The organism is Winogradskya consettensis (assembly GCF_018332715.1).
In the GTDB taxonomy this organism is placed as follows: Bacteria; Actinomycetota; Actinomycetes; order Mycobacteriales; family Micromonosporaceae; genus Actinoplanes; species Actinoplanes consettensis.
This window is the reverse complement of sequence record NZ_BOQP01000050.1, coordinates 133,342-148,084: the sequence shown is the minus strand read 5'-3', so window position 1 is coordinate 148,084 and position 14,743 is coordinate 133,342. Positions and strand designations below refer to the sequence as shown.

At 67.9% G+C, this 14,743-nt stretch carries 12 protein-coding genes; 4 read left to right on the top strand and 8 right to left on the bottom strand.

From position 1 onward, the window contains the following. Positions 1-8 precede the first annotated feature (8 nt). The gene (locus Aco04nite_RS39960; RefSeq protein ID WP_213002437.1) at positions 9-1,589 is read right to left on the bottom strand and encodes a serine/threonine-protein kinase; all 1,581 of its coding nucleotides are present in this window, start codon (positions 1,587-1,589) and stop codon (positions 9-11) included. A 202-nt stretch (positions 1,590-1,791) separates the two neighbouring features. After that, the gene (locus Aco04nite_RS39955) at positions 1,792-4,356 is read right to left on the bottom strand and encodes an ATP-binding protein (RefSeq protein WP_213002436.1); all 2,565 of its coding nucleotides are present in this window, start codon (positions 4,354-4,356) and stop codon (positions 1,792-1,794) included. Between the two features lie 572 nt (positions 4,357-4,928). On the opposite strand from Aco04nite_RS39955, the gene Aco04nite_RS39950 reads away from it, so the two are divergent. The 4 genes from Aco04nite_RS39950 (at position 4,929) to Aco04nite_RS39935 (ending at position 8,743) form a co-directional block, all read left to right on the top strand. Continuing rightward, complete coding sequence (locus tag Aco04nite_RS39950; protein ID WP_213002435.1) at positions 4,929-5,381, top strand: SRPBCC family protein; 453 nt, start codon at positions 4,929-4,931, stop codon at positions 5,379-5,381. A 111-nt stretch (positions 5,382-5,492) separates the two neighbouring features. After that, positions 5,493-6,836: a carotenoid oxygenase family protein gene (locus Aco04nite_RS39945; RefSeq protein WP_213002434.1), complete on the top strand. Its 1,344-nt coding sequence runs from the start codon at positions 5,493-5,495 to the stop codon at positions 6,834-6,836. 3 nt (positions 6,837-6,839) lie between these two features. Continuing rightward, positions 6,840-8,183, top strand: a complete 1,344-nt coding sequence (locus tag Aco04nite_RS39940) for a DHA2 family efflux MFS transporter permease subunit (RefSeq protein ID WP_213002433.1) — start codon at positions 6,840-6,842, stop codon at positions 8,181-8,183. Positions 8,184-8,188: 5 nt separating this feature from the next. Beyond that, positions 8,189-8,743 (top strand): TetR/AcrR family transcriptional regulator, encoded by a 555-nt coding sequence (locus Aco04nite_RS39935; protein WP_213002432.1) that lies wholly within the window; start codon positions 8,189-8,191, stop codon positions 8,741-8,743. A 21-nt stretch (positions 8,744-8,764) separates the two neighbouring features. Here the strand turns inward: Aco04nite_RS39935 and Aco04nite_RS39930 are convergent, their stop codons facing one another. From Aco04nite_RS39930 to Aco04nite_RS39905, 6 genes are all read right to left on the bottom strand, one after another. Beyond that, the gene (locus Aco04nite_RS39930) at positions 8,765-10,717 is read right to left on the bottom strand and encodes an ABC transporter permease (RefSeq protein ID WP_213002431.1); all 1,953 of its coding nucleotides are present in this window, start codon (positions 10,715-10,717) and stop codon (positions 8,765-8,767) included. Continuing rightward, entirely contained in the window at positions 10,714-11,397 is a 684-nt protein-coding gene (locus tag Aco04nite_RS39925; RefSeq protein WP_213002430.1) for an ABC transporter ATP-binding protein, read from the bottom strand. The genes Aco04nite_RS39930 and Aco04nite_RS39925 overlap by 4 nt, the downstream gene beginning before the upstream one ends. Before the next feature lie 26 nt (positions 11,398-11,423). Next, the gene (locus Aco04nite_RS39920) at positions 11,424-11,945 is read right to left on the bottom strand and encodes a PadR family transcriptional regulator (protein ID WP_213002429.1); all 522 of its coding nucleotides are present in this window, start codon (positions 11,943-11,945) and stop codon (positions 11,424-11,426) included. A gap of 123 nt (positions 11,946-12,068) precedes the next feature. Continuing rightward, complete coding sequence (locus Aco04nite_RS39915; protein WP_213002428.1) at positions 12,069-13,055, bottom strand: hypothetical protein; 987 nt, start codon at positions 13,053-13,055, stop codon at positions 12,069-12,071. A gap of 2 nt (positions 13,056-13,057) precedes the next feature. Further along, positions 13,058-13,576: a SigE family RNA polymerase sigma factor gene (locus Aco04nite_RS39910; RefSeq protein WP_244876651.1), complete on the bottom strand. Its 519-nt coding sequence runs from the start codon at positions 13,574-13,576 to the stop codon at positions 13,058-13,060. Between the two features lie 451 nt (positions 13,577-14,027). After that, positions 14,028-14,486 (bottom strand): hypothetical protein, encoded by a 459-nt coding sequence (locus tag Aco04nite_RS39905; protein WP_213002427.1) that lies wholly within the window; start codon positions 14,484-14,486, stop codon positions 14,028-14,030. Positions 14,487-14,743 lie beyond the last annotated feature (257 nt).

Here is a 14,743-nt window from a genome sequence, read left to right as displayed (position 1 = left end):
GTCGGCCGCTACTGCTCGTCGACGGTCACGCTACGCAGAATCAACCCACCGCCGGTGCCCTCGGGGACGGTCGCGCCGAGGACAATCCTGCCCTCGGCCGGTCCGGTGCTGGGGAGCGCAGCCCTGATCACGCCCACGTCGTTGTCGAAGACGAAAGCTTCTGCGCCGCGCAACTCGACCCGTAGATCCTGGTCGGTCCCGGCGTCCCAGCCCAACTGCTCTGCAGTGCCCAGCTCGGTCGTCACACCGCCGGCGACGAACGACAGTGTCATGCCCTCCTCGCAGGCGGTCAGCTCGTAACGGGCGCTCTTCACCCAGCGGAACCGCAGAAGGAAGCACGCTTGCGCTCCGACCAGTCGCACCTCGGCGGCTATGTCCTGGTCCCCGGAGAACGCCGTCGTGGGGCCGTCGCAGGCGTACGAGGTCGAGTTCTTGTTGACCACCTCGAGGCCGTCCACACCCCACGCGCATCGGCCCTGATTGTCGTCGGTCTCCTTCCACGATCGAAGGTTCGTCGTCTTCGGCTGTGCGGCTCGCGGGCCCGCCACCGGCACTACCGACCCGTCGAACTCCATCAGTGCCTGGTCACTGTGCACCTCGCTGTTCGTCAAGGCATGAGTTCCCATGTCGGCAACGACGACCGCTAACCCCAGGGCGGCGACGGCCCTGATGGCGTACGTGGCACGAGAGGTTCGCCGTTTCACCGGCGGGCGCCGGACGGCCTGGGCCGCCTGGCGTAGTTCGGGCCGTTCGGCGAGGGCCGCGGGCTGGCTGGCCTCGCCCGAGAGCAGCATCTCCAGCAACTGCTGGGCGGTGGGACGCTCGCGCGGGTCTTTGGCGAGGGTACGGGCGACGATCAGTTTGAGCTGTTCGGGCAGCCCGCCGAGCTCGGGTGGCTGGGTGAGGATCTTCGCCGCGGTGACGGCGGGGGTGTCACCGGCGAACGGGGTCCTGCCCGTGCCTGCGTAGGAGATGACGGCACCCCACGCGAACACGTCGGCGGCGGGCCCGGTCAGGGAGCCGTCGGAGTCGAAGCGTTCCGGTGCCATGTAGGCGACGGTGCCGACCATCTGATCAGTCTTGGTGTGTTTGCTGGTGATCTCGACGGCGCGAGCGATGCCGAAGTCGATGACCTTCGGATTTCCCAGCGAGAACAGCACGTTGCGTGGCTTGAGGTCGCGGTGGATGACCCCGGCGCCGTGGATCGCGGCGATGGCGGTGGCGATCCCGACGGCCACACTGTAGAGGTTGCCGCCGGTCAGCGGGCCGTTCTCCTCGACGACCTCGGTCAGGCTGGGGCCGTCGACGTACTCGACGACCAGGTACGGCGTCTCGTGCTCGGGGTCGGCGTCGAGCACCGCTGCCGTGCAGAAGGGCGGGACCTGGCGTGCACGGTTGACCTCGCTGCGGAATCGTCCGCGGAACTCGGCATCGGCGGCGTACTCGGAGCGGATGACTTTGATCGCCGCGAACCGGCCGCTGTCGTCGCGGCCGAGGAATACCGCCCCCATGCCTCCTTCGCCGAGCCGCGACAGCAGGGTGTAGCCACCGAGACGGTGAGGATCTCGGGGGCGTAGCGGAGTGGACATGGCGCGGATCCTAACGTCAGACGACCAATCCGTGGAGCGGTGAACGAGTGGCTCGGCGGCCTCTCGCCGGGTAGACATGACTGCTGCCCGCACCGCTGCGCCGCAGGTGGCGAAGGGACAAACCGGCTCCCTCATCTCCCTCCGCCCCCTCTGAAGACACGTGGGTACGCGACCGATTCCAGCCGGCCGGATCCAGCCGGATTCAGCCGGATCCCGCCGTCAGGGCGGACAACTCGGATTCGATGCGAATGCCATCGGGCAGATTTTGTTCCTTCGCGTAGCCGAGGGCCTCGTCCCAGAAGGCACGGGCAGCCGTCGAGTTCCCGAGCTTCACCTGGGCTCGGCCGAGCCGGATGCGTAACCGCATCGCGGGCAGCCGGTACCCCGCTCGTTCGTTCTCTGTGAGCGCTGGCTCGCCGATGGCCAAGGCTTCCTCGGGGCGGCCCGCTGCCAAGTGGGCCTCGACAAGCGCGGTATGCGCCCAGTCGTCACCGCTGTAGCTGCAGATGCCCCGCTCCAGCAACGCCTCCAGGTCGGCTGCCCAGTCCGCGGCTTCGTCGTGCCGCCCGGTCCGTGCGCAGACCAGGAGGAGCCCGGCGACCGTGTCGTACAGATCGATGTCGCTGCTCGTCTCGCGCACCGTGGCGTAAGCCGATCGGAGAAGAGGCTCGGCCGCAGCCGGCTCGCCCAGCTCGAGATGGGTCATGGCGAGGCCGACTTTGGCGGGTGCGGCCAGCCGCAGGTTGCCATCGCGGATCGCGAGTTGCTGGCCGATCTTTTCCAGCCGTTGTGCGTCCGTGTAATCGCCGCGGATCCGCCGTGTCATGGCCAGATTGCTGTACTCGTTGCCGCCTACCCATTGCTGGACCCGGGGATCGGCGATGATTTTCTCGAGAAGCTGTTCGGCCCAGTCGATCTCGCCGAGCCGGACCAGGAGGTCGCCCAGATTGTTGGACGCGGCGAGGGCGCTGCGGGGATCGTCGGCGCGCCGATACTGCTCCCGGGCGGCTGCCAAGTCCTTCGCCGCCGCGCGCAGATCGCGCAGTTGCGTGTTCGCCAGCGACATCGTCATGTGGCCGTTCGCCCGGCCGAAAGCGTTGTCGACGGACTCCGCTGCGCGCAACCCGGCGCGGGCTACGGAAAGCAGGGCCACGGTGTCGCCGCGGGAGTAGAGAAACCCGGCGAGGGTATGGGCCAGGTACCAGGCGAACGGAGCAGGACCGTGCTGTGCGGCATGGGACGCGGCCGCCGTCAGGTTGGCGAGTTCTGTCCTGAGCCACGCCTGCGCTTCCGGCGGCCCGGAGAAGCGGTGTGCTTCGCCGATGCAAACCAGGTCAGCATGCTTCTGCTGCCACCAGGCGGCGGGGATGAGTATCTCGACCGCGGCCTCGGAACTCAGTAAATACCAGGAGAAGAGTCTGTCGAGTGCTTTCTCGCGGACGTCGTCCGGCTCGGCGCCAGCTTGTCGGCGAGCGTACAACGCGAGCAGATCGTGACTGCGAAAACGGTTCGGTGTGGCCTCGGCGATCAGATGCGCGGCCAGTAACTCGTCCAGCTCGGGCACCGGGTCGTCGAGGTCGCGGTCGAGTAGCACCGCAGCCGTCTCCCGGCTGATCTCGGGGCCGGGCACCAGGCCGATGAGCCGGAACAATCGCTGCGTCTCGCCCGGTAGAGCCCGGTATGACACATCGAAGGCGGCGGTCACCGCGATCTCTGGATCACCGATGACCTGCAACCGGCCCAGCAGGTCGGTCTTGTGCAGGTCCTGCACCGCACCGGCGATACTCTGGCGGGGCCGGGCGGCAAGGTTAGCGGCGACGATGCGCAGGGCCAGCGGCAGGTGCGCGCACAGGGTTGCCAGTTCGATCGCCGTGCCAGGCTCCGCCTCCACCCGTGCCCGGCCGAGCTGACGGATGAGCAGCTCCACCGACTCTGCGGCGTCCAGCGTTTCAAGGGTGATCCGCGCGGCGCTCTCGCGGACCACCAGACCGGTCAAGGCATTCCGGCTGGTTATCAGCGCGTGGCAGCCCGCGCCGCCGGGCAGCAACGGGCGTACGTGCGCGGTGTCGACGACGTTGTCCAGGATCACCAGGACCCGCCGGTCGGCCAGCAGCGAGCGGTAGAGACCGGTCTGCAGCGACAGTTCAGCCGGGACCTTTTCCGCCGGTACGCCCAACGACTGCAGCAGCAGCGACAGCGCCTCGACGGGGGAGATTGTCTGGTCGCTGGAGTGCCCGCGTAGGTCGAGATAGAGCTGACCGTCGGGATAGCGATCGGCGATGTGGTGTGCCCAATGCACAGCAAGTGTGGTCTTGCCGACGCCGGCGGTGCCCGCGATGATCGTGGCGGGTGTTCGCGGGTGCGTGGCGCGCAAGGCTTCCATGCTCTGGCGTCGGCCGGTGAAACCCGCAACGTCGGGCGGTAGTTGCCGAGGCACCGCGACTTTTCCCGTGCCGATGCCGGAGGTGGGGTCGGTGGTCTTCCCCGCATCAATCCGTTCCGCGAGTGCACGCCAGGCCCGTTCCCAGGCGACGACATCGGGCGGCCCACCGCCGCAGGCGCGGATCACCGCCCGCACGATGTCCAGTGACGGTATGCGACGGCGCCGCGAACTGAACGCATCCGACAGCGTGCTGCTGGCCACCCCCGTGCGTCGGCGTAATTCCTCCAGTGACGGATTGCCGGCCCATACCTTCACGTTGTGCAGAGCCGCGACGAAACCGGCTACATCCATCGCATTACCCGGTAACGGGAAGTCCGTTTCCATCGCATCCCCTTGGTCTGACTGAAAGCCTCGCCGCGGTTCGCCTTCGCCGCTCATGCAGGGCCGACGTAGCGGGACTGACCGACAAGCAAGTGCACCGTCCGAAGCTAGGCGAGTGAGTGTGAGGATACACTCACAATGTGAGTCCTCGATCTGGCCCCGGGCTTGGCCGGGCGTGCCGATCTCGACGACCTCACCACTGATTTCACGCCGGCCCGCTCCGGGGCGGTGACCCACCCGCCTGCCGCCGCAGGCGCGGATCACCACCGCACAAGGCTGGATGACGACAAGCGACCGCACTGCGACCGGACGCAAGACGTACCCCCGAGCCGAGTTCGTCGGGAACCGGCCGGTTCTGGCCGGATTCAGCCGGAGATCTGGCCGAACGCAACTACGGACGGTTGCATATGCCGTCGGGGCCAGCGCGTTCAGAGTAAGCCGGCCTTCTGTACCTAGCTCCGAGGGGCTCGCGTGTTACCCATGACCCAAATCAATGAGGGAGCCTCCGCGGTCCTCGCGGTACGACCGGCCGCAGCGTTCGTCGTCGGCTCGGCCGACCGTATCCAGGCTCTGTCATGACAGCGCAGGACATCGATAGAAGTGCGCCGGTCATTGTGCGCGACGCCATCCATGTTGATGCGCCGTTGGCGGATGTGTGGACGTTGCACACCGACATCAACAACTGGACCGCATGGCGTGCGGATGTGACTGTCGCCCGGCTCGACGGTCCGTTCGTGACCGGCGCGTTGTTTCATTGGGAGACCGGTGGGCTGTCCATCAACTCCAGAATCCACGCTGTCGAGCCGCAGCGTCGCACATTATGGGGCGGACCAGCAGCGGGTATCGAGGGCATGCACATGTGGACGTTCACCCGCGACGGTGGCGGCACCCGGGTCGTGACTGAGGAGAGCTGGGCCGGTCCAGTGGTGATCGCCGACTCCGATCGGGCACGGGCGATGCTGACCGCTTCCATTCGGATCTGGCTGGAAGGCCTCGCTGCTACTGCGGTTCGCTCGCAGCGTTCATGAACGACCGATGAAGCGGGCCTGACGAACAAACGAGAGTCCCGTCCGTGGTTTGCCGACGGACAGGTCCGGAAAAATGTGAGTGTGAGGACATACTCACAAAAAGGAGAAGCAGTGGACTACAAGCCGTACATCCGTGACCATTACGTGCCTGTGCCAGACGAGATCGACGCCACCGACCTCGCCGTCACCGGCGTTCTTCCGCCCGAGCTGAACGGGCGCTACCTACGTAATGGCCACAACCCGAAGCCCGGCATCACGCCGACGCACTGGTTCAAGGGCAGCGGCATGCTGCACGGGGTTGAGCTCGCCGGAGGCCGGGCACGGTGGTATCGCAACCGCTGGGTACGCACCCCCGCGCTGGACGGCGCCCCGGAGATGCGCCCCGACGGGTCGATGGACCTGACCGCAAGCGTCGCCGGCACGCACATCATCGAGCACGGCGGACGACTGCTCGCCCTGCAGGAGGCCAACCTGCCGTTCGAGGTCACACCCGGGCTCGACACCGTCGGCCCGTTCGACTTCGCCGGCAAGCTGACCTCGGCGATGACCGCGCACCCCAAGGAGGACCCGGTCACCGGCAACCTCTATTTCTTCAGCTACTCGCCGTTCCCGCCGTACCTGACCTACCTGGTGGCCGACGCCGCTGGAACACTGGTGCGCAGCGAGGTCGTCGAGGGCTCCGGACCCAGCCTCATGCACGACTTCGCGATCACCGAGACCAAGGTGATCTGGCTCGACCTGCCGGTCGTGTTCGACCTGTCGGAGACCTCCGGCATCCCGTACCGGTGGCACGACGACTACCCGGCCCGCATCGGGGTGATGCCCCGTGACGGCTCTACGGAGGTCACCTGGATCCCGGTCGAGCCGGCTGCGGTGCTGCACACGACGAATGCGTATGACGGGCCGGGCGGCACGGTCGTCCTCGAGGGGCCACGCTACGACCGGGCCGGCTGGGAAACGTCGTGGAAGTGGTGGAGCGGCGCACCCGGATGCCCCGACGTGCCAGTGACCGGAGCGACTGCGACTCGCTGGATCCTCGACCCGGCCCGGGGGTCAGCCCGGCGTACCGATCTCGATGATCTGACCACCGACTTCCCGACGATCAACCCCGAGCGGCTCGGCCGGCACAGTGACCTGAGCTACCACGCCGCGTTCCCCGGCGCGGGCCTGCACGAGTATGCCCTGGTCAAGCTCGACACCGCGGCCGGGACCCGGATCGTCAGCCCAGCCGGGCCGGGCCGCCAGCCAGGGGAAGCGGTATTCGTCCCCGCCGAGCACGGGGTCGCCGAGGACGATGGCTGGTTGCTCACCATCGTCAGCGACCTGCGCGAGGACGCCTCCGAACTGCTCGTCCTCGACGCCCACGACCTGTCGGTGACCGCGTCGGTCGTGCTGCCCCGGCGGGTGCCCAGCGGCATCCACGGATCCTGGATCCCCGACTCCCGGCTCGGCTGAGTGATGACCGACGTACGCGTGGCCACCGGACGCAAAGCCTGGACAGCACTGGGGTTCCTCGCCGCCGCCCAGTTCCTCGTCGTGCTGAGCACCTCGATCGTGAACATCGCGTTACCCCAGCTCCGGGACGGGCTGCACCTGTCGCCGTCCGGCCTGGCGTGGGTGGTCAACGCGTACGTCCTGGTCTTCGGTGCACTGCTGCTGCCCGGCGGCCGGATCGCCGACCTGGCCGGGCGCCGCCGGGTCTTCCTCGGCGGCCTCACCCTGTTCATCGTCGCGGTGACCGTCGCGGGCGTGGCCAACTCAGGCGTCCTGCTGATCATCGCGCGCGCCGTCCAAGGCATCGCCGCGGCACTGGTCGCCCCTGCGGCGCTCGCCCTGGTGCTGGCCGCGTTCCCGCCGGGCCGCGAACGCGGCCGGGCACTCGGGATCTGGGGCGCCGTATCCGGTGCCGGAGGCGCCGCCGGGGTCCTGCTCGGCGGTGTCCTCACCCAGCTGTGGGGTTGGCGAGGGATCTTCCTGGCCACGGTGCCGCTCGGACTGGCCGTTCTCCTCGGCGCCGCCCGCGCGGTGCGGCCGGACAAACCGGAACCTGGACGCCGCCTCGATGTGCCGGGCACCGTTCTGCTCACCGCCGGGTTGCTCTCGTTCACGTACGGGGCAGGTGGGTTACCCAACTCCGGGCCGGTTGTCGCCCTTCTCGGCGGCGCCGTGCTGCTCGCCGCGTTCGTGTGGTGGCAGACCCGGGCGACGCAACCCCTGATCTCACCGACGCTGATCAAGATCCGTGACGTGGCCGTCGCGAACCTGACGATGCTGCTGCTGGGTGCCATCTGGATCGGACTGTTCTACCTCTTGCCGCTCTACCAGCAGCAGGTCCTGCACTACTCACCGCTGCATGCGGGACTGACCCAGCTTCCCCTTGCCGTCATGATCATGATCAGCTCCTCCGTGGCGCCCCGGATCGCGCTCCGGGCCGGCGCCACGAGCACACTGATCGGCGGGTTCGCCGTGCTCGCCGCAGGACTCCTCTGGCTCTCGCGCACCCCCGCTGATGCCGACCTGCTGCTCGACCTGGTCGCGCCGACCATTCTGGTAGGCCTCGGCCTGGGCGCGGTCTTCGTCCAGCTCACCGGCCTGTCCGCGAACGGCGTGCCCGCTGCTGACTCGGGCACGGCCGGGGGACTCATCAATGCCACCCGCCAGATCGGTGGCGCGCTCGGCCTCGCCGCCCTCACCACGTTGAACGGCTACACCCTACCCTTCGTGATCATGGCGGCCCTGAGCGTGATTGCTTTGCTGGTCATCGCCGCATCCCGGCGACATCCGCACGAGCGGCTACCCTGAGTCATGTGCCCTCCAGTAACCGATCCACCGCCGCCGCCCGCCGCCAGGAGGTCCTCGATGCTGCGGTCTCCGTCTTCGCCGAACGCGGCTACCACGGTGCGAGCGTGCAGGAGGTGGCGCGGCGAGCGGCGATCTCCGAGCCGTACGTCTATCGGCTTTTCGGCAACCGGGAACAGCTCTTCACCGCGGCTATCGAGCAGGCCTTCGAACTGATCAGCCACGCCCTCGGCGAGGCGTCCCAGCGTCGTGGGGACGCCTCGCCGCAGCAACTGCTGGACGCCATGGCGGAGCGCTACATCGAGCTGATCGCTGATGGGCGGCTGCTCCGCGTCCAGTTGCACGCGCAAGCCGCCGCAGCCGCCGAACCCGCCATCCAGACCGTCGTACGGGCCGCGTACCGGGGCCTGGTCACCGACGTCAGTCGCTGGTCCGGCGCGGCTGACGGCCCGGTCCAGATGTTCTTCGCCCGTGGCATGCTGTGCCACCTGGTCGTGTCGATCGGTGTCGAGGACGACCAGGCGCCCTGGGTGCACACTCTCGCCGCAGGCATCCGGCACTGACGACCCGCACCCCACGAGGGGTTACTCGGTACGAAGGTTGCCCGGGCTGGTGAGGCTTCTCAGCAGTGGCAACCCGGCGGCAGTAGTACCGAGTACGACGAGCACGCCGATGCCGGACGTCGTGCCGATCCCGAGCCAGTCGACGCGGAGCGGAGCGCTGACGGCCAGCTGGAGCATCGCCGCAAGTCCGGTGCCGACCGTGATGGCTAGCAGCATGCCGAGAGCGACAGGAACGGTGACCTGATACAGGATCGAGGCGCGCAGGGTTCGGTGCGGCGTGCCGAAGGCGGCGAGGACTGCGAGGGCTCTGCGGCGTTCCCGGAGCTGCTCCGCGATGTTGATGATCATGCTCGCACCGATGAGGAGCAAGAGGGCGGTCGTGCCCGCCAGCAGGGTGTCGCGTAGGCCGGCCAAGGCGTTCCGGGCGGCGTCGTTGTTGGTGGTCCACACGTACGCCTGCGGGTCGAGGCCTGCGGCGGTGTTGCGGAGCTGCTCCATGGCCACCGGATCGCCGGGGTCGAGGGCCACGGAGAGGTGACGCCCTTCGGTGACTTCACGGACGCCGGGGGTGGCGGCGAGGGCGCGGGCCCAAACGCCGGTGGGCAGGGTGGTCTCGGGAAAGATCTCGGCGTCGTATCGTACGGCGGCGGTAGTCGAGGGCTCGGTGACCTGGGACTCGATGCCGGTCACGAGGCCCTGCATGGCGAGCACTCCGGCCACGGAGACGGCGATCCCCGAGACTGCCCGGACCGCTGTGCCGCTGTCGAGCTGCAGGCGTCGTACGGCCAGTTCCCACGCGGGACTACCGCCCCGGAGCCGGTCGACGACCGCTTCGACCAGCCAGGGCAGCAGCAGCGCCACACCGATCAGCAACAGGGCCATGCCGCCGGCGATCTGGAATTCCACACCGGAGGAGCCACCCTCGAACAGCGGCCACAGCAGCACTATGCCCAGAGCTGAGGGGAGCAGGCGCCACCAGAACCGGCGGCGAGTCGGGGTACTCATCCGCGTCACGCCGAGCGGCTCGGCGACGACCCGGCGCATCGCCGTGAGGGTCACCAGCACAGCCGCGACGGGCACTGCGACCACGATTGCCGCCGCGAGCAGGGGTACGGGGCGCAGATCGGCGGGATAGAAACTGAGCGGGCCGGTACCGTACCTGTGGGCCAGCAGAATGCCGCCCGCCCAGAGCAACCCGCCGACCAGCAACCCGAGCAGGGCACCGATGAGGGTCTCACCCGCAGCGATACGGCGGGTCATCGCAATGTCGGAACCGGCCAGGCGCAGTGCGGCCAGTCGCCGGTTTCGCGTCCGGTCACCGAACCGGACGGCTCCGGCCATGAAGACCAGCACCGGGATCAACAGCACGACCATGCCCGCCAGGATCAGCAGGACAGCCATCGGCACAGCCTCATGGGCGCCCGATGTCCCGAACTCATCGATCCGGCCGGCGCCCGGCGGAGAAAGCTTGTCGGTGCCCAGATAGAAGAAGAGCTCGGCGGGACCGGACAGGCCCTCGGCGCCGATGACGCCGACCACCTCGGCATCCCAGCGCTCGCGCAGCAAACCCGAGCCCGGCTCCGCCAGCATCCGGGCCAGCGCGGGGGAGGCCACCATCTGCCCCGGTCCTGGCAGCCGCGACACCCCGGGCGGCAGCGGCGGGTGCGAACCTTCCGGCCGCAGCAACTCCCCGCTGATCGAGGTGCCTTCGTAGGTGGTGGTCACGTGACCGGTGAGCAAGGTGTCATCGGCAGCCGGCAAATCGTGGGAAGTCTCGATGACACGGGTATCGATCCTCGCGTTGCTCGCGCCCAGGGCGGCCGGGACCGTGGCCGCGCCCAGCAGCACGGCGACACCCAGGCCCACTCCGGCCGCGATCAGGCTGAGTCTGACCCAGCCGGCGCCGCCCCCGGCCACGCTCATCCGCGCGCCGAGGGCCAGCTCGAACAGCCATCGGCGTGGTGTGACGCTCATCGAGCCAGCTCCCGCTCACGGATCCGGCCGTCACGGACCACCACTTCGCGATCGCCGTACGCGGCCACGCGCACCTCGTGCGTCACCAGCACGACGGCGGCGCCCGTCTCCCGTACGGCCGACACGAGCAGCTTCAGCACCAGCTCGCCGTTGAGTGAGTCCAGGGCGCCGGTCGGCTCGTCGGCGAAGATCACCTTGGGACGGGTGACCAGGGCACGGGCTACCGCGACGCGCTGACCCTGACCGCCGGATACCTGCCCCGGTCGTTTGCCGGCGACGTCAGCGACCTCGAGGCGTTCCAGCCAGACGGCGGCCTTGCGGTGCGCTTCCCGGCGTCGGGTGCCGGCAAGGCGCAAGGGCAGCGCGACGTTCTCGGCGCAGGTCAGCTCCGGGACGAGCTGTCCGAACTGGAATACGAAACCGAACTCGCCGCGTCGCAGCGCACTGCGGCAGGAGTCGGTCATCTGGGCCAGGTCACGATCGCCGTAGCGGACGCTGCCCGCGTCGGGTGCCAGGATGCCGGCGAGGCAGTGCAGAAGGCTGGACTTGCCGGAGCCCGACGGGCCCATCAGCGCCACGATCTCGCCGGCGTACACCTGCAGCGAAGCGCCTTGCAGTGCTCTGGTCTCACCGAAACTCAGGTGGACGTCGTCGGCGGCGAGCAGGGGTTGATCGGCCATGGGGAGTTGCTCCCTGGGGGTGGGGGTCACGGGCGGAGGGTGGTGGCGAGGCGGTCGAGGCGGGCTGCGGCGAGCTCCAGCCAGCGCAGGTCGGCTTCGAGGTGGAACAGGGCGTGGTCGCAGATCAGCTCGTCGGCGAAGTCGCCTTCGGTCTTGCGTTTCGTCAGCACCCGCATCAGCCGTAAATGCTCGGCGCGCTGGGTGTCCAGCACCTCTGCGGCATCACGGCCGGTCATGAGCGCCAGCACGACTTTGGTGTACAACGTGCTCTGCAGGTAGGGCTCGGGCTTCTCCGGCCGGGCAAGCCATTCGCGCACGTCGGTGACCCCTGCGTCGGTGATCGCGTAGCGCTTGCGCTCGGGGCCCTCGCCCGGCTCGGACTCCACCTCGACGAACCCGTTCTTCAGCAGCCGGGCCATCGTCGTATAGACCTGGCCGTAGTGCAGCGCCCGGTCCCGGCCGAACGCCTTGTCGTAGGAGCGCTTGAGGTCGTAACCGTGGCGCGGGCCGTTCTCCAGGAGCCCCAGCAGGGCGAAACCGACTGACATGCGAAGCACTATACACACTGTGTATACATCCTGTTTATATCCGAGGAAGAGCCCGCGATGCCGAAGAGGTAGACGACACACAGGCCTGGGTGCACACTCCTGCGGCCGGTATCCGGCATTGACTTAGAATTTGCCTTTGGCAACGTCGGCAAGTTGGACGCGGGTCACGGTGTATCGGGTGTCGGAGATGCCAACGTTGGTCAGCCGGATCGGCGTGCCGGTGCCGGCGCTGACAGTCAAGATCTCGGTTTCACCCAGGGTGGCCGGCGTGGCCCCGGTCAGCGTGAGAACAGCGTCCCCGCTGAGGGTGCCTTCAGCAACCTTGACCTCGGGCATCTGATCCAGCAACCGCAGCACCCCCGCCCGGACCGCCGGGTCACTGCTGCCCAGAGTCAAGGCATCCAGCGAGTTATGCCATACCCAGTTGTCGGTCACGTTGACCGACAACCGATCCCTTACCTCCTTGGGCAGTTTCGCCGAGACAGAGGGGATAAGGCCCGGGGGTTCGAGGGTGGGCTCCACCAACGGGTCGTCCGGCGCGAAGGCGAGTGCCATCCGTTTGCGAGCTTCGTCCAGGTCACCTTCAGCGGCGAAAGTCGCCGCCGCGAGCGCATTCTTGCGGCCCTTCGCATCCGCTTCTTCCAGCTGGTTGTGCTTGCCCCTTACCTGCGCAGGGAGGGCGCCACGGGACTGGGCGAAGTAATATTCGCCGCTGTCGGCCTGCAGGTCCCAGATTTTGACCCGTTCCCCATGTCTACCCTTCTGGTCCCGCAGCGTCAGCGTCGCGTCCCCAGCCGCTTTCTCAGTCGTGGACAGCGCGCCAACCAGCCGCAAGAGTGGTGACTGGACTGCCGCTGGCCCGGTGCTCGCTGTGGGACTCGGCACGGCGAGAATCGCGCTTGGGCCAGGATCGCCGCTGCCGCCCAGCGTCAGCGCGGTGACGGTGACCGCGGCGATGATTCCAGCTCCGGCGCCTGCGCGCATGGCCGAGCGGCGGCGCTTCAGCTGCTGCCCACGGCTCTCGATCCGGGCAAAGTCAGGCGTGTATGGCCGATGTTCGTTGATGTTGTGCAGTTCCGTGCTCAGGAGGACTTCGGTGTCGTACGCCATGGCTAGTGGTCTCCTCGGTTGAGCACAGACTTGAGTTTGAGCAACGCCCGGCTGGTCTGGCTCCGAACGGTGCCCTCGGAGCACCCGAGGGCTGCAGCGGTCTCCGGCCCGCTGAGTCCCTCGACGAAACGCAGGACCACGGTCGCCCGTTGTCGAGCTGGCAACGATTGCAACGCTTGCAGCAGATCAGCGCGGTCTACCACGCCGTCGGACAGGTCTGGGACGGTGGTCTCGGCGTGGCCGGCCTGCGCGGGGGAGTGCCGACGCCAGTGGCGACGCGACTCATTGATCAGGATGCGACGCACGTAGGCGGCGGGGTTGTCGGCCTGGCGAACCTTGCGCCAGTGGCTATAGGTCCTGGCCAGCGCCTCCTGAACCAGGTCGTCGGCCAGATGCCAGTCCCCGCACAGCAGGAACGCCGTGCGGTGCAGCGAGGTGCTCATCTCAAGGACGAAAGACCGAAACTCGGGTTCCACGCCGCCCGCCGTCCCGGTCGATCGATGCTTCATCACGGTCGTCACACCCAGCAAGACCCTCGCACAGCCAGAATCGATGTCAGAGAAACTCAACGCCGTTCCGGCTGAGTTCGTCAGCGCCTTGAGACACCTGTCAGACGTCCGGCCAGGACGTCCCCGTCCTGGCCGGAAACAGCCGGGGTCAGCCGGATTCAGCTACTCGTCTGGCATGTGGGAAGACCGTGCGCTTATCTCCGCCGGGCCCGATTCACTCCGAGCCGTGGCAGTCCATGGGCCGCAGTGTCGGCGACCTCGATCGGCTCATCACCCCAGCCGCAGCAGATCCCGATCAGCGCTGGCGCCGCGCCGTACTCGCGCAGGACACCGCGATAGCCCTGGTCGTGCCGATGGACGCGGCCAAACTCATCGCCAACTGGTTCGCCTTCCCCAGGAGACGCTCACGATCGCTGCGTTCAGCCCCTGGCCGAATACTCCACGCATCCGGGGTGGACCGCACTCACGTGGTCTCGGCCCGTAGGTAGACGGTTACCTCGCCGGGCTGGTCGAGGTCGAACATCATCATGCGGGGGTAAGTTCCCGGTTTGGCATCGGTGTATTCGTCGATGCCGGACACCGTGACGGCCGCTTTGGGGTCCAAGCCGTCGCGGGCGGTGAACGAGTCGGCGGCCGTCCGTAGGCCGGGGACGGGCTTCGGTAGTTTTCCGTCGCTGAGGAACCCATCGAGTGCGGTCGTAGGCAAGCGGAACACCGCCCAGAGATCAGTGTCCGCGAAGCCGGCAGACTCGGCGTAAAGCAGCTTGGTTCCCGATGGCAGGTGAACTCCTCCTACGTGTTCGACCTCGGCCGCATCGGCGGGCTGACGCTTCGACGCGCCGACAGGATCCGGGTCATCCGAACAACCCATTGTCGTGGCCAGCGCTGCCGTCGCGAAGAGTGCAGCCAGGATTCTTCTCATGCACGCGATGGTAGGGGGACCGTCAATGGCCGGGTCGGTGCCGGCGACCAGCCGCGAAGGCCTCGCCGCCATTAGAAAGTTCGCGACCTCATTCAAGAGCCTGCCAGGTGTCCGCGCGTTCCCGATCCTCGTCCGTCATCGACGAAGAGTGGGAAACGTGTCCGTCAGGGTCACCGATCGACCCTATGGGCAGCGCCGGGGCAGTCTATTGGTGGCCCTGACCATATTCGACTGCCGCGCTCGCCAGATCAGAACCA

What these genes read in the sequence shown, in the direction of transcription:
- Aco04nite_RS39960 (WP_213002437.1), bottom strand. Translation starts at nt 1,589, where the DNA reads ATGTCCACTCCGCTACGCCCCCGAGATCCTCACCGTCTCGGTGGCTAC.
- Aco04nite_RS39955 (WP_213002436.1), bottom strand. Translation starts at nt 4,356, where the DNA reads ATGGAAACGGACTTCCCGTTACCGGGTAATGCGATGGATGTAGCCGGT.
- Aco04nite_RS39950 (WP_213002435.1), top strand. Translation starts at nt 4,929, where the DNA reads ATGACAGCGCAGGACATCGATAGAAGTGCGCCGGTCATTGTGCGCGAC.
- Aco04nite_RS39940 (WP_213002433.1), top strand. Translation starts at nt 6,840, where the DNA reads ATGACCGACGTACGCGTGGCCACCGGACGCAAAGCCTGGACAGCACTG.
- Aco04nite_RS39930 (WP_213002431.1), bottom strand. Translation starts at nt 10,717, where the DNA reads ATGAGCGTCACACCACGCCGATGGCTGTTCGAGCTGGCCCTCGGCGCG.
- Aco04nite_RS39925 (WP_213002430.1), bottom strand. Translation starts at nt 11,397, where the DNA reads ATGGCCGATCAACCCCTGCTCGCCGCCGACGACGTCCACCTGAGTTTC.
- Aco04nite_RS39920 (WP_213002429.1), bottom strand. Translation starts at nt 11,945, where the DNA reads ATGTCAGTCGGTTTCGCCCTGCTGGGGCTCCTGGAGAACGGCCCGCGC.
- Aco04nite_RS39915 (WP_213002428.1), bottom strand. Translation starts at nt 13,055, where the DNA reads ATGGCGTACGACACCGAAGTCCTCCTGAGCACGGAACTGCACAACATC.
- Aco04nite_RS39905 (WP_213002427.1), bottom strand. Translation starts at nt 14,486, where the DNA reads ATGAGAAGAATCCTGGCTGCACTCTTCGCGACGGCAGCGCTGGCCACG.